This is a genomic window from Nonomuraea sp. NPDC050786, from assembly GCF_040654115.1.
GTDB lineage: Bacteria > Actinomycetota > Actinomycetes > Streptosporangiales > Streptosporangiaceae > Nonomuraea.
Map to the genome: position 1 here is coordinate 126,104 of NZ_JBFAHJ010000017.1, position 22,451 is coordinate 148,554.

At 71.9% G+C, this 22,451-nt stretch carries 24 protein-coding genes; 17 read left to right on the top strand and 7 right to left on the bottom strand.

Translation table 11 applies throughout. The features are described from left to right. Positions 1-81: 81 nt before the first annotated feature. Positions 82-939: a TIGR03619 family F420-dependent LLM class oxidoreductase gene (locus AB0H84_RS28425; protein ID WP_357610445.1), complete on the top strand. Its 858-nt coding sequence runs from the start codon at positions 82-84 to the stop codon at positions 937-939. A gap of 66 nt (positions 940-1,005) precedes the next feature. Beyond that, positions 1,006-1,875, top strand: a complete 870-nt coding sequence (locus AB0H84_RS28430) for an aldo/keto reductase (protein WP_357610448.1) — start codon at positions 1,006-1,008, stop codon at positions 1,873-1,875. 60 nt (positions 1,876-1,935) lie between these two features. Here the strand turns inward: AB0H84_RS28430 and AB0H84_RS28435 are convergent, their stop codons facing one another. Then, positions 1,936-3,036, bottom strand: a complete 1,101-nt coding sequence (locus tag AB0H84_RS28435) for an FAD-dependent monooxygenase (protein WP_357610451.1) — start codon at positions 3,034-3,036, stop codon at positions 1,936-1,938. A gap of 98 nt (positions 3,037-3,134) precedes the next feature. Here AB0H84_RS28435 and AB0H84_RS28440 point away from each other — a divergent pair, with 98 nt between their 5' ends. Further along, positions 3,135-3,749: a TetR/AcrR family transcriptional regulator gene (locus AB0H84_RS28440; RefSeq protein WP_357610454.1), complete on the top strand. Its 615-nt coding sequence runs from the start codon at positions 3,135-3,137 to the stop codon at positions 3,747-3,749. 5 nt (positions 3,750-3,754) lie between these two features. Continuing rightward, entirely contained in the window at positions 3,755-4,573 is an 819-nt protein-coding gene (locus tag AB0H84_RS28445; RefSeq protein ID WP_357610457.1) for an MOSC N-terminal beta barrel domain-containing protein, read from the top strand. A gap of 70 nt (positions 4,574-4,643) precedes the next feature. Here AB0H84_RS28445 and AB0H84_RS28450 read toward each other — a convergent pair whose 3' ends face one another. Together AB0H84_RS28450 and AB0H84_RS28455 are read right to left on the bottom strand one after the other, a co-directional pair. After that, positions 4,644-4,907 carry a hypothetical protein gene (locus tag AB0H84_RS28450; protein WP_357610458.1) on the bottom strand — a complete coding sequence of 88 codons (264 nt, stop codon included), beginning with the start codon at positions 4,905-4,907 and terminating at the stop codon, positions 4,644-4,646. 14 nt (positions 4,908-4,921) lie between these two features. Then, positions 4,922-6,103, bottom strand: coding sequence for an SRPBCC family protein (locus tag AB0H84_RS28455; protein WP_357610461.1), 1,182 nt, complete (start codon positions 6,101-6,103; stop codon positions 4,922-4,924). Positions 6,104-6,291: 188 nt separating this feature from the next. Here AB0H84_RS28455 and polX point away from each other — a divergent pair, with 188 nt between their 5' ends. Continuing rightward, positions 6,292-8,031: a DNA polymerase/3'-5' exonuclease PolX gene (gene polX, locus AB0H84_RS28460; RefSeq protein ID WP_357610464.1), complete on the top strand. Its 1,740-nt coding sequence runs from the start codon at positions 6,292-6,294 to the stop codon at positions 8,029-8,031. Between the two features lie 115 nt (positions 8,032-8,146). Beyond that, a complete protein-coding gene (locus tag AB0H84_RS28465) occupies positions 8,147-9,259 on the top strand; it encodes an SGNH/GDSL hydrolase family protein (protein WP_357610467.1) in 1,113 nt (370 codons plus the stop codon). Between the two features lie 115 nt (positions 9,260-9,374). On the opposite strand, the gene AB0H84_RS28470 is transcribed toward AB0H84_RS28465, so the two are convergent. The 3 genes from AB0H84_RS28470 to AB0H84_RS28480 form a co-directional block, all read right to left on the bottom strand. Then, positions 9,375-10,538, bottom strand: a complete 1,164-nt coding sequence (locus AB0H84_RS28470; RefSeq protein ID WP_357610471.1) for an endonuclease/exonuclease/phosphatase family protein — start codon at positions 10,536-10,538, stop codon at positions 9,375-9,377. 61 nt (positions 10,539-10,599) lie between these two features. Further along, positions 10,600-11,037 carry an NUDIX domain-containing protein gene (locus AB0H84_RS28475; protein ID WP_357610474.1) on the bottom strand — a complete coding sequence of 146 codons (438 nt, stop codon included), beginning with the start codon at positions 11,035-11,037 and terminating at the stop codon, positions 10,600-10,602. 81 nt (positions 11,038-11,118) lie between these two features. Further along, positions 11,119-11,976 (bottom strand): alpha/beta hydrolase, encoded by an 858-nt coding sequence (locus AB0H84_RS28480; RefSeq protein ID WP_357610477.1) that lies wholly within the window; start codon positions 11,974-11,976, stop codon positions 11,119-11,121. A 132-nt stretch (positions 11,977-12,108) separates the two neighbouring features. Here AB0H84_RS28480 and AB0H84_RS28485 point away from each other — a divergent pair, with 132 nt between their 5' ends. The 11 genes from AB0H84_RS28485 to AB0H84_RS28535 all read left to right on the top strand — a co-directional run bounded on the left by AB0H84_RS28485 (position 12,109) and on the right by AB0H84_RS28535 (position 21,366). Further along, positions 12,109-12,819 (top strand): hypothetical protein, encoded by a 711-nt coding sequence (locus tag AB0H84_RS28485; RefSeq protein WP_357610480.1) that lies wholly within the window; start codon positions 12,109-12,111, stop codon positions 12,817-12,819. 91 nt (positions 12,820-12,910) lie between these two features. Further along, on the top strand, positions 12,911-13,420 hold the full coding sequence (locus tag AB0H84_RS28490) for a GNAT family N-acetyltransferase (protein WP_357610483.1): 510 nt from the start codon (positions 12,911-12,913) through the stop codon (positions 13,418-13,420). Positions 13,421-13,479: 59 nt separating this feature from the next. Further along, positions 13,480-14,127 (top strand): HNH endonuclease family protein, encoded by a 648-nt coding sequence (locus AB0H84_RS28495; protein WP_357610485.1) that lies wholly within the window; start codon positions 13,480-13,482, stop codon positions 14,125-14,127. A gap of 101 nt (positions 14,128-14,228) precedes the next feature. Beyond that, complete coding sequence (locus AB0H84_RS28500) at positions 14,229-14,384, top strand: hypothetical protein (RefSeq protein WP_357610488.1); 156 nt, start codon at positions 14,229-14,231, stop codon at positions 14,382-14,384. 12 nt (positions 14,385-14,396) lie between these two features. Next, entirely contained in the window at positions 14,397-15,218 is an 822-nt protein-coding gene (locus AB0H84_RS28505; RefSeq protein ID WP_357610491.1) for an MBL fold metallo-hydrolase, read from the top strand. Next, a complete protein-coding gene (gene pqqC, locus AB0H84_RS28510) occupies positions 15,215-15,886 on the top strand; it encodes a pyrroloquinoline-quinone synthase PqqC (protein WP_357610494.1) in 672 nt (223 codons plus the stop codon). The genes AB0H84_RS28505 and pqqC overlap by 4 nt, the downstream gene beginning before the upstream one ends. Further along, positions 15,883-16,146: a pyrroloquinoline quinone biosynthesis peptide chaperone PqqD gene (gene pqqD / locus AB0H84_RS28515; protein WP_357610497.1), complete on the top strand. Its 264-nt coding sequence runs from the start codon at positions 15,883-15,885 to the stop codon at positions 16,144-16,146. The genes pqqC and pqqD overlap by 4 nt, the downstream gene beginning before the upstream one ends. Next, positions 16,143-17,213, top strand: a complete 1,071-nt coding sequence (pqqE, locus tag AB0H84_RS28520) for a pyrroloquinoline quinone biosynthesis protein PqqE (protein WP_357610500.1) — start codon at positions 16,143-16,145, stop codon at positions 17,211-17,213. The genes pqqD and pqqE overlap by 4 nt, the downstream gene beginning before the upstream one ends. A gap of 228 nt (positions 17,214-17,441) precedes the next feature. Next, a complete protein-coding gene (locus AB0H84_RS28525; protein ID WP_357610505.1) occupies positions 17,442-18,524 on the top strand; it encodes a LacI family DNA-binding transcriptional regulator in 1,083 nt (360 codons plus the stop codon). Continuing rightward, complete coding sequence (locus tag AB0H84_RS28530; protein ID WP_357610508.1) at positions 18,524-20,365, top strand: DUF2264 domain-containing protein; 1,842 nt, start codon at positions 18,524-18,526, stop codon at positions 20,363-20,365. Before AB0H84_RS28525 ends, AB0H84_RS28530 begins: the two co-directional genes overlap by 1 nt. Before the next feature lie 44 nt (positions 20,366-20,409). Continuing rightward, complete coding sequence (locus AB0H84_RS28535) at positions 20,410-21,366, top strand: DUF2332 domain-containing protein (RefSeq protein WP_357610510.1); 957 nt, start codon at positions 20,410-20,412, stop codon at positions 21,364-21,366. Positions 21,367-21,368: 2 nt separating this feature from the next. On the opposite strand, the gene AB0H84_RS28540 is transcribed toward AB0H84_RS28535, so the two are convergent. Next, positions 21,369-22,376: a hypothetical protein gene (locus AB0H84_RS28540; RefSeq protein WP_357610513.1), complete on the bottom strand. Its 1,008-nt coding sequence runs from the start codon at positions 22,374-22,376 to the stop codon at positions 21,369-21,371. Between the last annotated feature and the right edge of the window lie 75 nt (positions 22,377-22,451).

Here is a 22,451-nt window from a genome sequence, read left to right on the forward strand (position 1 = left end):
ACCAGGCCGGGTGTTGCCCTGACGTCGGTGTCAGGGTTCTACGATCCACTCCGTCCCTCGGAAGCGAGCAGAAGGAAGACGATGAAGTTCGGAGTCAGCTACAGCACGCCCTATCAAGGGGTCGATCCGGACAAGATCGTGGCCTTCGCCCGGCACGCGGAGGAGTGCGGCTTCGAATCGCTCTACCTGCCCGAGCACATCGTGCTGTACCCCGGCGCCGCGGTGGGGCCGTACGAGCTGCCGCCCACGCTGCCCTACGCCGATCCGCTCGACTGCCTGAGCTTCGTCGCCGCGGCCACGGAGCGGATCCTGCTCGGCACCGGCGTGCTGCTGCTGCCGTACCACCATCCGGTGACCCTCGCCAAGCGCCTGGTCACCATCGACGTGCTGTCCAAGGGCAGGATGCGGCTGCTGACCGTGGGACTGGGCGCGCTGCCGGGCGAGGCCCGGGCGGTGGGGGTGGAGTACGCCACCCGCGGCCGCCGCGCCGACGAGGCGATCGACGTGCTGCGCCTGCTGTGGGCCGGCGGCGAGGACGGCGTGAGCTACGCCGGCGAGTTCTTCACCTTCGAGAACCTGGTCAGCTTCCCCAAGCCCCACCAGGTCACTCAGCTGCCCATCCACGTCGGGGGGTCGAGCCGGGCGGCCGCGCGCCGGGCGGGGCGGCGCGGCGACGGCTACTTCCCCGGCGGGGCGCTGGACGCGCGGGAGCGGGCCCTCCAGTGGGAGCTCGCGCGCTCCACCGCCGCCGAGGCCGGCCGCGACCCGGACGCGCTGGAGTACACCCGCATGGGCTCGATCGACATGCCCGTCGAACGGGTCGAGCAGCTCGCCGCCCAGGGGGTCACCCGCCTCGTCGTCACCGTCGCGGCCACCGAACCGGAAGAGCAGCGCGAGGAGCTGTCCGCGTTCGCCAAGAGGTTCGGCCTCGCCCAGTAGGCTCTCCGGAAGGTCTAATTTGCCCACGTTTGACCTGGAGTGCGCTCCAGCGGGCAGGGTGTTCTCATGCACAACGCCATGAGAACGCGCGCCATCGGAAACCGCCAGGTCGGAGTGGTCGGGCTCGGTGCCATGCCGATGTCGGTGGCCGGGCACATGCCCGACGAGGACCAGTCGATCCGGACTATTCTCGCGGCCCTGGACGCCGGCATCACCCTGATCGACACAGCTGACGCCTACACCCCCTCGCACGACGACATCGGCCACAACGAGCGCCTGGTGGCCCGGGCCCTGTCGCTGTGGGGCGGAGACGCCGGCACCGTGCTCGTCGCGACCAAGGGCGGGCACACCCGCACGCCCGACGGCGGCTGGTCCGTCAACGGCCGCCCGTCGCACCTCAAGCAGGCCTGCGACCGCTCGCTGAAGGCCCTCGGCGTGGACAGCATCGGCCTCTACCAGCACCACCGGCCCGACCCGGGGGTGCCGTACGAGGAGACCATGGGCGCGCTCAAGGAGCTGCACGACGCCGGCAAGATCCAGATGGCCGGCATCTCGAACGCCGACCCGGCGCAGATCAGGCTCGCCCACAGCATCCTCGGCAGCGCCCTGGTGAGCGTCCAGAACGAGTACTCGCCGCGCTTCCGCTCCAGCGAGCCTGAGATCGACGTCTGCGCCGAGCTCGGCCTCGCCTTCCTCCCCTGGTCGCCCCTGGGAGGCATCGGCCGTACCGGGGAGCTGAGCCGGCTGAACGCCGCCTTCACCGAGATCGCCGCGGCGCGCGGCGTCTCGCCCCAGCAGGTCTGCCTCGCCTGGGAACTGGCCCGCAGCCCCGTCGTGATCCCCATCCCCGGCGCCAGCCGCCCGGAGACCATCATCGACTCGGCCGCGGCCGCCGACCTGGAGCTCAGCGAGGAGGAGCTGGCCCGCCTCGGCTGATGACGCTGATGACGTGCGCGGTGCGGCGGGCGGGCCGCCACCGGGCTCCATGGGTCCTCGTCACGCGTACTGCTTGAGCGCCACCACGTCCTCGGCCACCTCCACCGGGGGCTCGGTGGGCGGCTGGAGGAACCAGCGGGCCGCGGCCCGGCCGTGCCGCTGGTTGCGCTCGACGTAGTCGCGCAGGTGGCGTTCGTACGCGGCGAAGGCGGTGGTGTGGTCAGGGGCCTCGGCCAGCTCGCCCGCCAGCACGTACGCGCCGATCAACGCCTGGGAGGTGCCGCGGCCGGAGGTGGGGGCGGCGCAGTGGGCGGCGTCGCCCACGAGCGCGACCCGGCCGGTGGACCAGGAGTCCATCACCACCTGGCCGGAGGAGTCGAAGAAGAACTCCCCGGCCTCGCGCATCGCCTCCAGCAGCCGGGGCACCTCCCAGCCCGCGCCGTCGAAGTGCTTGGCCACCAGGTCCTCCTGCTGCCGGCGGTCGCGCCGGTCGTAGTCCAGGTGGTCGGCCCCGAACGACAGGCCGACGCGTAGCTCGGTGTTGTCGCGGGCGGTGAAGGCCAGCGCGTTGCGGCCCGCGGTGTTGTACATCAGGCCCGCGTTCGCAAGGCCCAGGATGTTGGGCGCGGTGAAGAGGGCGCCGTAGATGCCCAGGTGGCGGACGTACCGGGACTCGGGGCCGAAGGCGAACCGGCGCACGGTCGAGTGCAGCCCGTCGGCGCCGATCACGAGGTCGAACGTGCGGGGGCGGCCGCGCTCGAAGGTCACGTGGACGCCGGAGCCGTCCTGGTCGAGCGCGGTGATCGTGTCGTCGAACAGGTACTCCGTGGTGTCCCGGGTGGCCTCGTACAGGATGGCCGTCACGTCGGACTTGAGCACCTCCAGGTCGCCGGAGATGGCGGTGGCCGGCAGCGTGGACAGGGTGGCGCCGGCGTCGTCGACCAGCGTCATCGCGGTCATCCCCGTCTCGCGCCCGCGCATCTCCTCCAGCAGGCCCATCCACTCCAGCACCTGCAGCGCGGAGCCGCGGAAGTCGATGGCGGCGCCACCGCCGCGCACGCCCGGCGCCCGCTCCACGAGCGTCGGCCGGTGGCCGTGACGGTGCAGCCAGTAGGCCAGAGCGGGGCCGGCGACGCTGCCGCCGGAGATCAGGATCCGCATGGGAGGTCCTCCTCGGTTGGTGAGGACGCCACCGTACGACGGATTTGTGCAAATGCGCAAGACGCCTGTCTCATGCGTACGTGCTAGGCTTGCCTGCCATGGGAAACCGTGAGGACCTGCTGGCCGGGGCGCGGCGCTGCCTGGTGGAGAAGGGGTGGGCGCGCACCACCGTCCGCGACATCTCGGCGGCGGCCGGGGTCAGCATGGCCGCGATCGGCTATCACTTCGGCTCGCGCGAGGCGCTGCTCAACGCGGCGCTGGTGGAGTCGATGCGCGAATGGGGAGACCAGGTCGGCGCGGCGATGGCGGCCGCGGGCGACGCCGATGCCGCGCCCGCCGAACGCTTCCAGGCGCTCTGGGAGCAGCTGATCGCGTCGATCGGCGAGCACCGCACGCTCTGGCTGGCCAACCTGGAAGCCCTGGTGCAGGCCGAGCACTCGCCGGAGCTGCGCGAGCAGCTCGTGGCGGGGCAGCGCGAGGGCCGCCGCGGCATGGCCGCCCACCTGGCGGACGGGGACGAGGCCGACCTGGCCGAACGCGAGGTGCGTACGGTCGGCTCGGTGCACCTCGCGCTGCTGCTGGGAGTGATGGTGCAATGGCTCAACGACCCCGGCCAGGCCCCGACGGCGGCGGAGATCCTGGCGGGCCTGCGCACGTTGGGCGCCCGGTTCGAAGACCCCTCTCCTGCTTCCGGTACGGAAGTGGGACACTGACGGCCATGAGGCTCGATCAAATCCTGATTTATCCGATCAAATCGGGAAGCGGTCACTCGGTGGCAGAGGGGATCGTCCACCCCTGGGGCCTGGACGGGGACCGCCGGTGGGCGGTCGTCGACGAGCACGGCGACAATCTGTGGCTGGGCGAGTTCCCGCGCCTGGCCTCCGTCGCCGCGTGGCCCACGCCCGAGGGCGGCCTGCGGCTCACGGCGCGCGGGATGGAGGACGTGACCGTGCCGCCCGCCACCGGCGCGAAGACGCCGGTCGGCTTCACCGGCCTGGACCGGGCGGTGCTCGCCGGCGACGCGGCGCACGCGTGGTTCACGGAGCTGCTGGGGCGCCCGGCCAGGCTGGTATGGCTGGACGACCCCGGGCGCAGGTCGATCGATCCGGCGCACGGCGGGCTGCCCGGTGAGGTGGTGAGCTTCGCGTGGGACGCGCCGCTGCTGCTCGTCTCCGAGTCGTCCGCACGCCTGCTGGACGGGTGGCTTGACGAGGAGGCGGCCATGCATGGTGAGGCCGCGCCGGGGCCGCTGTCGCGGCTGCGGTTCCGTCCCAGTGTGATCGTCGAGGGCGCGGAGGCGTTCGCGGAGGACGGCTGGCGCGAGGTGCGGATCGGGTCGGTGTCCTTCCGCGTCTCGGAGCTCTGCGACCGTTGCGCGGTGACCACGATCGATCCGGAGACCCAGGTGAAGGGCAAGGAGCCGCTGCGAACGCTGGCCAGGCACCGCAAATGGGATGGCAAGACCTGGTTCGGCATCCGCCTCGTGCCCCGCGAGCCGGGCCGGATCCGGGTGGGTGACCCGGTCAGCGCCCAGTAGAGCCCGCGGCTTGTGGGGCGCGGTCAGTGCCTGGTAGGCCCGCGGCCCGTTCGGTGCCGACGCCGCGGGGTCACAGCCGCTCCCTGGGATGCCTGGACCGGCGGTGGGAGCGCATGATGTCCGTCATGATGAGCGCGATCACGACGCCGATGGCCGCCGTGAGCAGCGGAGTCCCGGCGGACACGCTCAGGACCAGCAGCCCGGCCGTGATGATCAGCGCGATCGAGCCCAGCATGATGTGCACCGCCTCGGCCGGAGTCTCGCTCGCCGTCGGCGCCTGTGTGCGCGAACGCCTGCCGGGCCACCAGTGCCCGGCGCGTCCAACCGGAGACATGTCCTCCTCACCGGCTACCCGCTCATCACGGGCTGTTTCTGCTCCTCGACGCAGGACTTCAGCCGCAGCAGGTCCTCCTTGAGCCTGGTCCCCGGGTCGGCGCCCAGCAGTCGCGCGATCGCGTGGCCCGCGGCGCCCGCCACGGGGTTGTAGGTCAGCTGCACCTGCAGCCGCGTCCTGCCGCCCTGCTCGGGCGCCAGCCGTACCTCGCCGGTGTGGGCGATCAGCTGCCCGTCGGCGGACTTCCACGTGATGCGGCTGCCCTCCTGCCGGCTGGTCTCGACGGCGTCGAAGCGGATCGGCCGGCCCATGGGACCGCGGATCTCCCAGTGCGACCTCGTGCCGTCGACCGACCGCCGGACCTCGCGGACGTCGGGCATGATCCGCGCGAAGATGGAGTAGTCGCTCAGCAGCTCCCAGATCTGCTCCGGGGGCGCCGCGATGGTGACCGCGCGGGTGACGTCGACGGCGCGGCGACCGGCGTTGATGCCCGTCAGCCGGCGCAGCGGCAGGTTGGTGGCGGAGCGCGCCGCCAGCATGATCGCGGTGCCGCGCAGCGGCCAGGCGACGGCCCGCGGGAACCGGCCGGCGAAGATCCACAGGGCGGCGGCGCCCGTACCGGCCAGGAATCGGGCCGACGGAGCCCAGTGCTGCTGGAGCAGCTCGGGGACGGGCGAGCGGACGCGGCCCGTGCCCTGGAAGCGCGGCACCTCGGACGGGTCGCGGTGGACGTGCCACCTGGCCTCGACGGACCTGATCCCGGGGATGCGGCGGACCGCCCGCACCGCGCGCCGGTCCTCACCGATGAGCACATCGCCGTTCAGCAGCGCCACTCCGTCGCCGACCTTCACCTCCACGGCGTGTGGATGGGCCAGGTAGCGGCCGATCTGCGCGCGTACGCGCTCGTACAGGATCCGATCGTCCGCGGAGCGGCCGAGCAGCCGGAACCGGGTGCCCGCGGCGAGGCCGCGAGAGCGGTTCCGCAGATCACGGCTCAGGCGGCCGACGCCGTAGGTCAGCTCATGTGTGGCGTGCGAGGCCTGGTCGCGTACCTTGGCCCGGCGGCTCCGGCCCCGGTCCGGATCGAACAGGTACTCCACTGCGGCGCCCGCTACGGCGCCCGCCACGGCCGCGAACCTGGCTTGCGGACCGTGGGTCTCCCTCGGTGCTTCAGAGTCGCTTCGGCGCGTGCGCATGATCTACCGCACCTCCCCTCCTCGCCTACCAGCGCGGCTACCCCAGGCCATGAGCCGCTAACAGCCGGGCCACCTGGTTTGGCGACGGCCTGCCGGGGGTACCCGCCGCGCTTCCTCCCAGGTCAGAGCGATAGTCGCCCGGATTCCGGGATAGGGGAGCCAGGAGGGAGGGGAGGCGACGACGCGACATGGCACGCACCAATGACGACGTGGCCGCGATGCTGGAGGAGTACGCCGACCTGCTGGCCATCACCGGCGGCCCGGACTTCAAGATCCGCGTCTACCAGAAGGCGGCCCGCTCCATCGGCGCCCACGTGCCGGACATCGCCGGCTACGACAGCGCCGAGCTGCGGCAGATCCCCAACGTGGGGGAGTCGATCGCCGAGAAGGTGGCCGGATACCTGCGGTCGGGCACCGTTCCGCAGCTGGAGGAGCTGCGCGGCCGGATCCCCGCCGGGGTCCGCGCGCTGACCCGCATCCCCGCGCTGGGGCCCAAACGGGCGATGGCGCTGCACCAGCGCCTGGGCGTGGACTCGCCGGAGAGCCTGGAGGCGGCGATCCACGCCGGCGCCCTGCACGGCCTGCCGGGGTTCGGCGCCAGGACCGAGGAGAATCTGCTGCACGGCATCGCCCTGCTGCGCGACGCCGGCGAACGGGTCCATCTCGGCGTGGCGATGCCGCTGGCCGAGGAGATCGTGACGGCGCTCCGAGCGGTCGGGGAGTGCCACCGCTGCGGGTACGCGGGCTCGCTGCGCCGGATGAAGGACACCATCGGCGACATCGACCTCCTGGTCACCTCCACGCACCCGAAGGTGCTCATGTCCGCCTTCGTCGGCCTCCCGCAGGTGATCGAGGTGATCGTGCACGGCGACACGAAGACGTCGGTCAGGACCGGCCAAGGGCTGCAGGTGGACCTGCGCGTGGTGCCGCCGGACGCGTGGGGCGCGGCCATGCAGTACTTCACCGGCGCCAAGGCGCACAACATCCGCACCCGCGAGATCGCCGTGCACCGCAAGCTGAAGCTGTCGGAGTACGGCCTGTTCGACGCCGTCACCGACGAGCTGATCGTCTCCAAGACCGAGGAGGAGGTCTACCAGCGGCTCGGCCTGCCGTGGATCCCGCCGACGCTGCGCGAGGACATCGGCGAGATCGAGGCCGCCCTGGCCGGGCAGCTGCCCGACCTGGTCACCGAAGAGGACGTGCGCGGCGACCTGCACACCCACACCGAGCTCACCGACGGCCACGCCTCGCTCGAGGAGATGGTCGCCGCCGCGGCCGGGCGCGGGTACGCGTACTACGCCGTCACCGACCACGGGCCCAAGCTCTACATGCAGCGGATGACCCTGGAAAAGGCCCTCGCACAGCGCGAGCGCGTCCGCGAGCTGGACGGCACGGGCGGGCTCCGGCTGCTGCACGGCGTCGAGCTGAACATCGACCCGGACGGCGACGTGGACTGGCCGCCCGACGTGCTGGCCGGGTTCGACGTGTGCGTCGCCTCGGTGCACTCCCACTTCGAGCTGCCCCAGGACAGGACGACGAGGCGGCTGGTCCGCGCTGCCGAGCACCCGTGCGTCAACATCATCGGCCATCCCAGCGCCCGGCTGATCGGCCGCAGGCCGCCGATCGACGCCGACTGGGACGAGGTTTTCCGGGCGTGCGCGCGCTCCGGGACCGCGTTGGAGATCAACGCCTTCCCCGACCGCCTCGATCTGGCCGCCGAGCTCATCCGGCGGGCCCGGCGGTACGGGGTGAAGTTCGCCGTCGACAGCGACTCCCACGCGGTCGGCCACCTCGCCAACCTCCGCTACGGCATCGGCACGGCGCAGCGCGGCTGGCTCACGGCGGACGACGTGATCAACACCTGGCCGCTGGACCGGCTCACCGCCTTCCTGCGCAAGAAGCAGCCGGCCGGTGTGTCACGGCCATGAATGCGTATTGTGCAATGCGCGGCCGTAGTCGATCATAACGGCACCATCATCATTCCTTTCTGGACAGCCCATCTCAACATGTGAGACATCGGGTTGCCGGTGGGAGGGAGAGAGCGTGCGCCCCTTACGTATGATCGCGGTGCTGGCCGCGCTGGTGACGGCCGCGGCAACACCCGGTGTCGCCGCCGCCGAGCCCCTGACCGGCCATGACCCCGGCGTCCTGGCCCGCGTGCACACCGCCGGCAGAGTCGAGGCCGGCCCGAACTCCGTCACGTACAGCTGGCCCGGTGTCTACTTCGAAGGCAGGTTCCGCGGCACCGGAATCGGGATCGTGCTCAACGACGCCGCCGCCGACTACGACATCCAGATCGACGGCACGACCGTCACCACGTTGGTGACCCCGGGACAGACCACGCACTGGGTGAACGGGCTCGCCAAGGGCGTGCACAGCGTCCGGGTCGTCAAGCGCTCGGAGAGCCCCTGGGCGACGAGCGAGTTCGGCGGGTTCGTCGCCGCCCCGCACGGCGCGATCCTGCGCGGCCCCCGTGCGCGGCACCGGCAGATCGAGTTCATCGGCGACTCCTACACCGCCGGCTACGGCAACCTCTCGGCCACGCGCGACTGCACCGGCGACGACGTCAACCGGACCACGAACGCGGACATCAGCTTCGGCGCCATCGCCGCGCGCCGCCTGAACGCCGACTACCAGATCAACGCCTATTCCGGCCGCGGGATGGTGCGCAACTACAACGGCAGTGATCCCCAGGTCAACTACCGCACGTTCTACGACCGGGCGCTGCTGAGCGTCGAGGGCGACGTATGGAAGAACCCGGGCACGTGGCGGCCGCAGCTCGTGGTGATCGGCCTGGGCATCAACGACTTCTCGACGGCCATCAACCCCGGGGAGCCGTGGACGCCGGAGAGCCTCGTCGCCGCCTACCGCACCGCCTACCACGCCTTCCTCGACAAGCTCCGGGCCCGGTACGGCCGCGACACGATCATCGTGGTGAGCGCGACGTACATGTCCAACACCACGGTGTACGCCGAGACCGCCCGGCAGATCGTCCAGGAGCGCAACAGCCGGGGTGACGAGCGGGTCCGCTTCTGGTACTACCCGGAGACCGGCCTCGACTACGGGGGCTGCCACTGGCACCCTTCGGCCCACGACCACCAGATCATCGCCGACCGGCTCGGCGAATTCGTCGCCACCCTTCCGCTGCGCTGGTGACCCGTCCGGCCGGGGGCCGCCCCCGCGTCCGAGCGGGCGGCCCCCGGCCGGACGGTTCTCGGCTGGACGGCCCTCGGCCGGGCGGTTCTCGGCCGGGCGGCCCCCGGCCGGACGGTCAGGTGACGGTCACCTCGCGGCAGTCCTTCTCCTCGCCGCCCTTGTAGAGGCACACCCGCACCGTCGGCGAGCTGACCGTGCCCGATCCGGTGGTGAAGGTGCCGCAGCGGTCGGCATAGGCGCCGTCGCTGCCGGTCGCGACCACGCTGCCACCCGAGCGGGCGCGTACGTAGGCGCGTACCCCCCAGCCGTCCGCCAGGTTGTCGCAGACCCGCAACTTGGAGCTGCTGTCGGCGTACACGGCGAGGTTGGCCCAGCCCTCGCGGGCCGCCGCCCCGGCCAGGACCGCCTTCGCCTTGGTGGCCGCGGTGGCGCGAGTCGTCACATTGGCCACCACCGGGTAGTGGTCCGAGGCGATGGTGGCGACGGTGTGGGCGTCGGCGACCTCTAAGCCGGGGGTGGCGTAGACGTAGTCGATCCGCGCGTCGTCGCCGTCACCGGGATGGGTGATGACGCCGGCGCCGATGTTGGCGTTGACCTGGGTCCAGGCGTCGTACCAGCCGGCCTGGGCGAACCAGGGCCGGATCTCGTTGTCCGGCCGCACGTTGAGGTCGCCGGTGAGCAGCATCGGCGTGGGCATCAGCGACGCGCTCGACACCTTGTCGATCACGGCTCTGGCCTGCCTGTTGCGCCGCTCGGTGGCCTCGGTGCCGAGGCCGGGGGAGAGGTGGGTCGTGTAGATCCGCACGTCGGTGCCGTTGACGTTGATCTTGACGCCGCCGAGGCTGCGCAGCACGGCCGCGCTGTCGGCCGGGTACTGCGGCAGCTGGTAGGTGAGCTTCTCGATGATGTCGTACTTGGAGAGAATGAGGTTTCCCGCCACCCCGCCGAAGGCGTTGGTGTCGCCCTTGGCGAAATGCGGCTTGTAGGCGGGGAACCTGTTCACCAGCAGCTGCCACTGGTTGTCGCCGCCGACGGAGGAGTTGTCGTGCACCTCCTGGAGGGTGACGATGTCCGGGTTCTCGGCGGCGATGACGTCGATGATGCGGCCGAAGTCGTACCTGCCGTCCGTTCCCGTGCCACCCTGGATGTTCCAGTCCATGATCTTCAGGCTGGTCGCCGTGGCCGCGGCGGGCACGAAAGCGACCGCCTCCGGTCTCTCGCCGGCCGTACCCGCTGCCATGGCCAGCACCACCGCCGCGGCCGTCAACGCCGTCCTCAAGCTGAGCTTCGCAAGCTCTGTGTGCTTCACAAGATCTTCACATCACACCAGCTGTCACAGGTCAAGATCCATCTGCTGGGCCGGCGAGGTCACGGCCGAACACTCCGGACCGGGCGAGCAGGGGCAGCACCTGGTTGCGGATCGCCGGTGCGAGACGAGGGATGTAGGAGTCCCGCCCGTCGGTCCAGCCCATGGCGGCCAGCTCGGCGGCAGGTGCCGGTGCGCCGTCGATCCGCGTCACGAACACCGTCAGCCGCATGGGGACGCCTTCCAGGACGGCCACGTCGTCAACGTGGCCGAGCAGGTCCATGTCGAGCGGGGAGACGCCGAGCTCCTCGTTCAGCTCACGTGCGAGAGTCTCCTCCGCGGACTCTCCGTACTCGGGCTTCCCTCCGGGCAGGTAGAACACCTCGGGGGCGATGTTCTTGCTGACCAGCAGCAGCCGTCCGTCCTCGACCACCGCGGCCGCCACCACCTGCATAACGTCACTGATCGCCATGCCGACGAAGTATGCCAGGAAGGGGGGAACTGCTCCCTTTGACGGGTTTTCCGCACGGCGTCGAAGACGTGCGCCGGCGGATTACCGGCTGCCGCCCGCCGCGCCGAGGAACGGCGCCGTCGTCGCCACGAACCGGCCGGCGTCGTCGACCCACGGGAAATGGCCCGCCTCCGGTTGAACGACGAACTCGGCCTTCGGGAACAGCTCGGCGAACTCGGCCACGGCGCTCGGGATCGAGTTCAGGTCGACCTCTCCGGCCAGCACCAGCACCGGCGCGTCGAAGGTGGCCAGCGCCGCGCGGGTGGCCTCCGGGTCGTAGGCGCCCTCACCGCCGTAGGCGGCCGCGGCCTCATCGTTGCGCCGGCCGGCCTGGGCCGCGTGGTGGGCCTGTGCCGCCGCGTCCCATCGGCCGTAGAAGAAGGGGTCGATGGCCTTCCAGCTGCCCTCGGTGACGTTGCCGGCCGCGATCTCCTCGAGGGCCGCGAACGCCGTACCGAACCAGGGCTCGTCTTTCCGGAGCCGCGCGAGCTCGAGCCGGGCCTCCCCGGTGGCCTGGATGCCGACGGCGAACGTGCTCGGAGTGATCAGCGCGAGCCTGCCGACGCGGTCGGGATGGCGGGCGGCGTACAGGACCGCGAGGTTCGCGCCGGCGCAGTGCGCGAGCAGGTCGAACCGGTCGAGGCCGAGGTGCTCGCGCAGGGCCTCGACGTCGTCGACGAGCCGGTCGCAGCGGTAGGAGGCGGCGTCCTGCGGTGTCGCGGAGCGGCCGGTGCCCCGGGGATCAACCATGATCAGCTGCCGATGCGCCGACAGGCCGCCGAGCTCCCCGAGGTACTGCGAGTCCTGCATGGGACCGCCCGGCAGGCAGACCACCGGCGTGCCCTCCCCGTACACGTGGTATGCGAGGTTGGTCCCGTCGTGTGCTGAGAGGGAAGGCATGGCGGCGATCCTCTCAGCGGGGCCCTGACCATGGCAAACGGTTTCCGCGCGCCGTCACCTGACTTTCGTCAGGGGTGCGAGGTGACGATCGGCAGATGATCCCCCCGCCGCGCCCTTGCCAGGCTGCGTCCCATGAACGCCTACTTCCCCGGTCGGTGGATCGGCGGCGTGACGCTCGTGCTGGGGCCGGTGGTGCTGTGCGCCGGCTTCCTGCTGCGCCACCTCGGCACGGTCACCGCCCTCACCCCTCAGCAGCAGGCCTGGTCCGAGGCCCAGCCGTTCGCCGCCTACGGCCAGCTGCTCGCCTACACCGCCCGACCCGCCCTGCTCACCCTCGCTTACGCGGTGTTCGCGCTGGGCGCGCTGCTGCTCTTCCCCGCCTTCATCGCCCTGGCCCAGCGCATCGGTGGCGCCCTCGCCTTCTGGGGTGCCGCCCTGCTGGTCGCCGGGCTGTTCGCCCGCCTCTACTTCGCCGGCGCCGACCAGACCGCCTTCCAGCTCACCGAGGTCCTCGGGCTGGACCGGGCGACTGAGGCGGTCATGAAGGAGTACGTGGACATCTCCTACGGGCCGTGGCGGGTGCCGGTCTGGGCGTCGGTCGGCCAGTACGCGGGCTCGCTCCTGCTGACCGTCGCCGCGTGGCGGTCGGGGCTGTTCGGCACCGCCCGGGCCGCGATGCTGCTGCTGGCGGGAGGCACCTGGATGGGCGTGCTGAAGGGCGCCTCGCTCCCTGACGTGCTGGTCACCGCGCTGCTCTGCGTGGCTCTGGTCCCGCTGGGCGTGGAGATGCTGCGTGACCGGCCGCCGGCACCGGCCGGGCGGCCGAAGGTGCTGAGCTGGTGAGCCGTCAGTAGGGGGCGACCCAGGTCTTGAGCGCGTCGAGCCGGTGCCCCACCTGCGCGGCGGCGGGCACCGGCTCGAGTACTGTGATCGCGTGACCGGAGTATTCAGTGTGTTCCCCGCCTCTCCCGACGACGGGGGCGTGGTGGGTGAGATCCACGCGGAGTCCTGGAAAGCCGCCTATACCGGGTTCTTCACCTCGGAGTTCGGCGAAGGAGCGGTGAGCCATCGGCGCGGCAAATGGCATGCTGTGCTGGCCGAGGGCAAGGACACGGTCATGCTGGCCGCGCTGGACGGCCGGCCGCTGGCCTTCTCCTACTTCGGCTCCTCGCCGGCGCGGCCGGACTCCGCGGAGATCTTCGGTTTCTACGGCCACCCGGACGGCTGGGGGAGCGGGGTCGCGCAGGCCCTGATGGCCGCCTCGCTGGAGGCGATCCGCGAGAAAGGCTTCAAGCGGGTGCATCTGTGGACGCTTCGCGACACGCCGCAGTCCCGCCGCTTCTACGCCAAGAGCGGCTTCACGGAGTCCGGCGAGATCCGCGACCACGACTTCGGTGACGGCAACCCGATCGCGCAAGTCGAGTACGAGCTGATCTTCCGCTGATCCGCCCCCGACGGAGTATCGTCGCGCGCGTCGGGGAATTACCGGGTATGGGTGGAACCATGATCTTTTTGAGACGGGCGATCCCAGTCGCCGTACTCACTGCTCTGGTCATCCCGTTCACCGCGGCGCCGCCCGCGACAGCGGACGCCCGAAAACGGTCGGAGGCCGAGGCCGGCGCACTGGCCCGGCGGATGCTGGCCCAGCTGAAAGTCGCCAGGCCGTTATCGATCCGGGGCTACAGCCACGAACGATTCATGCCTCGATGGGCTCACCACAAGGGCAAGTGCGACACCCGGGAGATCGTCCTGGCCCGAGACGGGCGGCGCGTGCGCAAGAACGCGGCCTGTCACCCGGTCAAGGGCACCTGGTACAGCCCGTACGACGGCAAGCGGCTGAAGAGCGAGAAGCAGGTCGACGTCGACCATGTGGTGCCGCTCTCGTACGCCTGGCGCTCCGGCGCCAGCAAGTGGAGCCAGACCCGCCGGCGTCACTTCGCCAACGACCTCACCCGCCCGGAGCTGATCGTGGTCAGCCACTCCGCCAACGTCGCCAAGGGCGGCAGGGGGCCGCAGAGCTGGCGCCCGCAGCGCCGCGCCTACTGGTGCCGCTACGCGACCTCGTGGATCACCGTGAAGCATCACTACCGGCTCTTCGTGACGAAGAAGGAGAGGGTCGCGCTGCTCAACATGCTCCGCACCTGCCGGTAGGGCCGGACGCCGCGACCGCACCTGCCCCTCGCCTGGATTGACGGCGCCGCCTTCAGGTGGTCATGTCTTTTGTAACACCCTACGAGAGGCAGGTGCAGCGCATGTCCCAGCCGAAGGATCAGGGCAAGAAGCAACCCCGCAGGATCCACGAGAAGAAGGTCAGGACCCGCGGCGAGGAGACGACCTGGCACAAGCCCGACTACCAGGTCATCGAGGCGTCCATGGAGATGTCGGCGTACTTCCTGGCCACCAGGTAGGCCGGGATCGCCGTGCGACTGCAGGTGCTCGGCACCGCGGCCGGTGGCGGCGTGCCCCAGTGGAACTGCGCGTGCCCTGGATGCTCCGGGGCGCGCGCCCATCCGGGCCGGCGGCGCCGCCACGCGAGCCTCGCCGTCCAGCGGGCCGACGGCTGCTACGTCGTCAACGCCACGCCCGACATCGCCGACCAGATCGAGGCGTGCGCCTGGCTCCGACCCGGCCCGGGCCCGCGGCAGTCACCGCTGAAGGGCGTGATCCTCACCGACGCCGAGCTCGACCACACGATCGGCCTGCTGCGGCTGAGAGAGGCCGACACGCTGGAGGTGCACTCGACCCCGGTGGTACGGCAGGCGCTGCGGCCCTTCGCCGACCTCCTCCGGCCCTACCTCCAGATCGCCTGGGCCGACGCCGAGGCCGTACCGATCTCGGGCAAGCGGCCCCGCTACGCCGCCGGCGCCCCCGACTCTCCGGGCTGGGTGTCCGCGCTGCGCCTCACCGACGGCGCCGCCACCCTGATCTACGCTCCCGCCATGGGGGTATGGTCCGACGAGCTGGACGAGGCGTTCGCCACGGCCGACTGCGTGATCGTCGACGGCACCTTCTGGGACGACGACGAACCCCGGCGCACCGGCATCTCCGCCAGGACCGCCACCCAGATGGGCCACCTGCCGATCACGGCCACCATGGAGCGCCTCTCCCGGCTGCCGGGCCGCTGCCTCTACACCCACCTCAACAACACCAACCCCCTCGTGGACCCGGCGGCCGGGCAGCACAAAGTGCTGGCCGAGCTGGGCGTCGAGGTGGCCGCCGACGGGATGGTGATCGAGCTTTGAACGACTTCGAGGCGGAGCTGCGTGCCGTGCCGGAGCGGCGCTACCACCACCTGCACCCGTTCAACCTGCGGATGCACGCGGGCGAGCTGAGCCGCGACGAGCTGAGGAGCTGGATACTCAACCGCTTCCACTACCAGCGGCACATCCCGGTCAAGGACGCGTTCATCCTCGCCAAGCTGACCACGCCGGAGCTGCGCCGGATGTGGGTGCGCCGCATCCAGGACCACGACGGCACCGGGCCGAGGGAGGGCGGCATCGAGCGGTGGCTGCGCCTCGGCGAGGCCGCCGGGCTGGATCGCGACGAGCTGCTGTCGGGCGAGGGCGTGCTGCCGGGCGTGCGGCTGGCGGTCGACGGCTACGTGAACCTCTGCCGCAACGGCTCCGTGCTCGAGGCCGTGGCCGCCTCGCTGACCGAGCTGTTCGCGCCCGACCTGATGCGTACGAGGATCGCCGCCTTCGAGAAGCACTACCCGTGGATCGACCGGGAAGGGCTCCGCTACTTCCAGGTACGGGTCTCGCAAGGCCGCCAGGACAGCCGCGAGGCCCTGGGCCTGGTTCTCGGCTGGGCGCGGAGCCGTACCGACCGGGAAAGGGCCATCGCGGCGCTCGGCTACAAGTGCGACGTGCTGTGGGCGCTGCTCGACGCGGTGGACGGAGCTTGTCGATGACAGAGCCGGCGGCCTGGCGGCCCGCCCTGTCCCGCTCGGCCCTGCTCCGTCACGATCCGGTACGGGGGGCGGACCTGCTCATCGTGCCCGAGCGGATCGTCGTGCTGAACGAGGAGGCGGCGGCCATCGTCGGGCTCTGCGACGGGAGGCGGACGGTGGCGGAGATCGTGGCGGAGGTCGTCGCGGAGTTTCCCGAGGGGGTCGAGGCCGACGTGGTGGACTTCCTCGACCGGGTGCGCGCCGAGGGATGGCTGCGGTGAACCCGCCGTGGGCCATGCTGGCCGAGCTCACGCACGCCTGCCCGCTGCGCTGCCCGTACTGCTCGAACCCGACCGAGCTCGCGGCCAGGTCCGGCGAGCTGAGCACGGGGGAGTGGCAGCGGATCATCGAGGAGGCGGCGGCGCTCGGCGTGGTGCACGCCCACCTGTCCGGCGGCGAGCCGCTGCTGCGGCGCGACCTGGCGCGGATCGTGGCGACGGCCGATCGGGAAGGCGTCTACACGCAGCTCGTCACCAGCGGCGTCGGGCTGACCGGGCGCCGGCTCGCGGAGCTGGCCGAGGCCGGGCTGCGCAGTGTGCAGCTGTCGGTCCAGTCGGCCGCCGAGCGGGAGTCGGACGAGATCGCCGGGGTCAGGTCGTTCGCGCGGAAGGAGCGGGCGGCCGCCGTCGTGACGGCCGCCGGCCTGCCGCTCGGGCTCAACGTCGTGCTGCACCGGGCGAACCTCGACGCCGTGGGCGAGATCATCGAGCTCGGGCTGGCGTGGGGCGCGGAGCGCATCGAGCTGGCCAACACCCAGTTCTACGGATGGGGGCTGCTCAACAGGGCCGCGCTGCTGCCGACCAGGGAGCAGCTCGCCCGCGCGGAGGCGGTCGTACGGAAATACCGTGAAAAATCAGAAATCGAGCTGATCTGGGTGATTCCTGATTACTTCGACGGCGTGCCCAAGCCCTGCATGGGCGGATGGGGCGCGATCTCGATCACCGTCGCGCCCGACGGCCGGGTGCTGCCCTGCCCGGCCGCCTATGACCTGCCGTTGCCGCTGCCGAACGCCCGTGACCGCTCGCTCGGCTGGATCTGGGAGCACTCGCCCGCGTTCAACGCCTACCGGGGGACCGCCTGGATGAGCGGGCCCTGTGCCGGCTGCCCGCGAAGGGAGCTCGACTTCGGCGGCTGCCGCTGCCAGGCGTACGCGATCACCGGGGACGCCGGGCGTACCGACCCGGCCTGCGCGCTGTCGCCGGACCACCACCTGATCGCCGAGCTCGCCGGTGGTGGCACCTGGACGTACCGGCGGCCGGCCCCTTCGACCGGCAAAACCCCCGGATAGGACATGTGAACGGAACCGCTTTCTTGACCCACGAGAAGGTGCGCGCCCAGCTCGGCACCGCCGGCTGAGTGTTTAACCGTTTACAGGAATGGGTGAGGCGCAAGACCGCCGACGCGTGCCCGATCGGCCCCTCAGTCTGCCTCGGCCACGGGATTTGACGTGCTGGATCGCATGGGAAATCATCCCGTTAAAACGGTTACATGAACGCACCACGGTGAGGGAGGCCGGATGCCCCGTCGGGCCACGCCCGAAGAAGGACGGCCTCGCCCCTCGACGATCCGGGACGTGGCCAGGCACGCCGGCGTCTCGGTCGCCACCGTCTCCCGCATCCTGTCCGGCAGCTATCCCAGCGCGCCCGCCACCCGCGGCAAGGTCATGCGCGCGGTACGCGAGCTCGACTACGTGGCCAACGCCCACGCCCGCGGCCTGGCCGGCGTGCGCCCCAAGAGCGTGGCCATCGTGGTCACCTCCGTCGTCTCCCCGCACTACGCCCATGTCGCGCAGGGAGTGCAGGACCAGGCCGCGCGCGAAGGCAGGCTGTGCATCGTGGGCACCACCGGCGGCGACCCGGAGCGGGAGCTCGCCACGGTCCGGCTGCTGCGCGAGGAGCACGCCGAAGCCGTCATCCTGGTCGGCAACATGCCGGCCGACGACGCCTACCGCGAGCGCATGGCGGACTACGCCCGCGCGCTGGCCGTGGCCGGCTCGCGGCTCGTGCTGTGCGGCCGGCCCCCGCTGGGCGACGACGTGCCCGCCATCGTGGTCGAGTACGACAACACCGGCGGCGCCCACGCCATCACCAGCCATCTGCTCTCGGCCGGTCACAAGCGCATCCTCTTCCTGGGCCGGCGGACCGGATACACCACGCCCGATAGCCGGATCGCCGGCTACCGCGCGGCGCTGGCCGCGCACCGCGTCCCGCACGACCCCGCCCTGGAGGTCGACAGCGTCGTCATGGACCGGCGCGACGGCCACCGCATGATGCGCGAGCGGCTCGACGCCGGGCCGCGCGACTTCACCGCCGTCTTCGCCGGCAACGACCTGATCGCCGCGGGTGCGCGCGCGGCGCTGCGCGAACGCGGCCTGAGCGTTCCCGGCGACGTCTCGCTGGTCGGCTTCGACGATCTTCCCCCTGCGGACGACATCGACCTCACCACCGTCCACGTGCCGCACGAGGAGCTGGGCCGCACCGCCGTACGGCTGGCCCTGGACACCGACACGCCGGGCGCCTCCCGGCACGTGATGCTCGGCACGCACATCGTCGTCCGCGATTCCGTCCGCCCCAACCTGGAAGAGCCACCGTCACCGTGATGCCGCCCGCCGACTTCCTGCTGTCCCCTCACACCGGCTGGACCCGCGCTCATTGGGAGCGCATGGCGGACCACCTGCTGGCGTCCGTGGTGCCCTACGCCACGGACGGATTCGCCCAGTTCCGCCTGCCCGGTCCGGCGAGCCGGTCAGGCCCGGTGAGCGACGGTCTGGAGGGGTTCGCCCGCACGTTCCTGCTCGCGGCCTTCCGCATCGCCGGGGCGGGCGGCGCCGTCCCGCCCGCGCTGCTGGAGCGCTACGCCGCCGGGCTGGTGGCCGGCACCGACCCCGCGCACCCGTACGCCTGGCCGCCCCTGGCCGACATGTCCCAGCCGCTCGTCGAAGCCGCCTCGGTGGCGCTCGCCCTGCACGAGACCCGCCCCTGGCTGTACGACCGGCTCTCCCCGGCCCAGCAGGAACGCGTGGTGGCGTGGCTGGCCGGGTTCGTCGGGCGGCGCACGCCGGCGAACAACTGGCTCCTCTTCCAGGTGGTCGTGGAGCAGTTCCTGGCCGAGGTGGGCGGGCCGCACGACCCGGCCGAGATCGCCGGCGGGCTGGAGCGGATCGAGGAGTGGTACGTCGGCGACGGCTGGTACTCCGACGGCAAGGGCAAGAACTTCGACTACTACTCCGGCTGGGCGATGCACCTGTATCCGGTGCTGTGGGCCAGAATGGCCGGCGACACCGCCCGGCAGCGGCTCTACGCGGAGCGCCTGCGCCGGTTCCTGGAGCAGTACCAGCACTTCTTCGCCGCCGACGGCGGGCCGGTGCACCAAGGACGCTCGCTGATCTACCGCTTCGCCACGGTCGCCCCGCTCTGGCTGGGCGCGCTGGCCGGCGCCTCGCCCCTCCCGCCGGGGCGCACCAGGCGGATCGCGAGCGGCGTGCTGCGCCACTTCGCCGAGCGCGGCGCCCCCGACGGCCGCGGCCTGCTCACGTGCGGCTGGTACGACGACTTCCCGCCCGGCAAGCAGGACTACTCCGGCCCCGCCTCACCGTACTGGGCCAGCAAGGCCTTCCTGGGCCTGCTGCTGCCGCCGGAGCACCCGGTCTGGACGGACGCCGAGGAGGCCGCGCCCGTCGACCTCGCCGACCAGGTCGTGGCGATGCCCGCGCCCGGCTGGCTGCTGCACGCCACCCGGGAGGACGGCGTCGTCCGCGTCGTCAACCACGGCAGCGACCGCGACCGCGTCCAGGATCCGCACGGCTCGCCGGACCCTCACTACCTCAGGCTCGCCTACACCAGCCACACCGGCCCCGACATCGGGGAGGAGGCGATCGACGGGCAGCTCGCCGTCGTCTCGCCGCAGGGAGCCGTCTCCCGGCGCCGCCGCATCGAGCCTCTCACCGTGGGGGAGCGCCTCGCCGCCTCGGCATACGAGGACGGTCCCGTCCGCGTGGTGACCGCGTCCGTGGTCGACGGCGCGGCCGAGGTCCGCGTCCACCAGGTCACCGCGCCCGCCGGGCACCGGATACGGGACGGCGGCCACGCGCTCGCCGACCGGGAGCCGCCGGCGATCGAGTCCGGGGACACCTGGGCGCTGGCCCGGCGCGCGGACGGCCTGGCCGCCGTGGTGCGCGGGCTGCACGGCTACACGGGGGCGGGCGTGGCGACCGCGCAGGGCGTGAACGCCTTCGGACGGCACTCCGCCACGCCGTACCTGACCTGCGACACCCATCCGGGCGGCACCGCCGTGTACGTCAGCCTGGTCCTGCTCACGGGAGCCGGGCAGGAGCCGCCCATGCCGGAGGTCCGGGTCGACGGCGCGGAGGTCACGGTGACGCTCTCCGGCGGCGAGCCGGTCAAGATCTCTCTCGGCGACGTCGCCGCCCCGCCGCGCTGACAGGCGGCGGCTCCGCGGGTGACCATCGTCATGAGGAGGAGACGATGAGCACAGCGGAGTGGTACAGGAGCTTCGGGGCCATGGAGGCACGCGGGCAATCCGCGACCTACGACATGCTGGCCGGCCGGATCGCCGAGGACGCCGAGTTGCTGGCTCTGATCGAGCAGCTGCCCGAGCCGAAGCGGCAGCCGAACCTGCTCTTCGGGGTGGTGCGGCTCCTCGGCGGCCCGGTCGAGGACTACCAGGCGTTCCGTACGTGGACGTCGGCCGAGTGGGACCGGGTGCGGCAGGCCGTGCTCCAGCGCCGTACCCAGACGAACGAGCCGGGCCGGTGCGCCGTGCTGCTGCCGGTCCTCGCCGCCCTGCCGCAGCCCCTGGCGCTGATCGAGGTGGGCGCGTCGGCCGGGCTGTGCCTCTATCCGGACCGCTACCGGTACCGCTACGACGGCGGTCATGTGGTCGGGCCCGCCGACAGCCCGGTCGTGCTCGAGTGCCGCGCGGACGGGCCGGTCCCGCTGCCCGCGGAGGTGCCCAGGGTGGCCTGGCGGGCCGGCGTGGACCTCAATCCGCTCGATGTGCGCAGCGCGGAGGACATGCGCTGGCTCGAGTGCCTGGTCTGGCCGGAGCAGCACGAGCGGCTGCCGCGGCTGCGGGGGGCCGTCCGCGTCGCCCGCAAGGAGCCGCCGCACCTGGTACGCGGGGACCTCAACGAGGTGATCGGGGACCTGGTCGCCAGGGCCCCGGCCAATGCGACGCCGGTGGTCTTCCACACCGCCGTGCTGGCGTACCTGTCTCCCGAGGAGCGGGAGGCGTTCGCCGGGAAGGTGCGGGATCTGCCCTGCCGCTGGGTCTCCAACGAGGCGGCCGGCGTCCTGCCGTCCGTGGACCGTCGCCTGCCCCGGCCCGCGCCTGACGACCGCCTGGCCTGCGTCGTGGCCCTGGACGGGCGGCCGCTGGCCTTCGCCGCGCCCCACGGCCAGTCCCTGGACTGGTTCGGCTGAGATCAGGAGCCGGTGATGCTGGTCTGGGTGAACCACTCCCCGGGGATGCGGACGATGCCCGGCGATTTCGGGACGACGGCGAGATACATCCCGGCGTCCTTGAACACGGCCTTGCGGGAGAAGCGGTTGCCGTGGCTCAGTGCCCTGCCGATGCGGTTGGTGACGCCCAGAGTGGTGCCGGCGCCCGGGCGGGCGGTCATGGTGAGCTGCTGCCTGATGCCGTACCAGACGAGCGCGCCGCCGGCGGAGGTCCTGAGCGCGTAGATCTCCTGCGCGGGCTGCGAACGGACGGTCATGGTCCACTGGTCCCGCAGTTCCTTACGATCGTCGGCCCTGCCCTTGGCGTTCAGCCTGGCGGCGGAGTCGGCCGCGAACACCCGCCCGGCGCGCCGGTCCTCGCCGAAGGTGCTCTGCAGGCGGGCGTGGGCCTGGGCGATCTGGCGCGGGGACGCGATGAGGGCGTCGCCGTCGTCCGGCGCCACCGTCGTGGCCAGGCCGTTCTCGTCACGTGCGGCGGCGGGCGGCCTGGCTTTCGACGTGGTGGCGGACATGGCGACCGCGCGCCAGCCGGCGGACGTCTTCTGGAAGATCGTCTGCCACCAGCCGGAGGCGCCTTTGCGGCCGAACTCGGCCATGAACCAGGGCGCGCCGGAGACCTTCCCGGGTATGGCGAATCGCGGTTTGACGACGGCCTTCCAGGAGGAGCTCTCGCCGAGCATTTTGTTGATCTTGCCCTCGGCGTTGCTGATCTCCGCGGCCAGGCCGGCCTCCGCCGCCGTCCAGTCCGTGGCGCCCTGCCGGTTGACCTCCTTCTCCGCCTTCTCCCACTGGTCGAGGATGGCCCTGGCCTCGGTGACGGTCACGACGCCGCGCGGCGCGGACGGCGCCTTCGATGCCGGCGCTCTCGAGGCCGGGCTGCCGAACGAGGTGGTAGCCGGTCCGCCGGAGCTGCAGGCGGCGGCCGGCAGAGCCAGTGCGACGAGTGCGACAAGTAAGGGACGGACGGTCATGGCGGTCTCCGGGAGGTTGATTGCCCGGGTGTACGCGGTCGCCGCCCGCCCGGGTTCAGCCCCGACCTCGGCGAT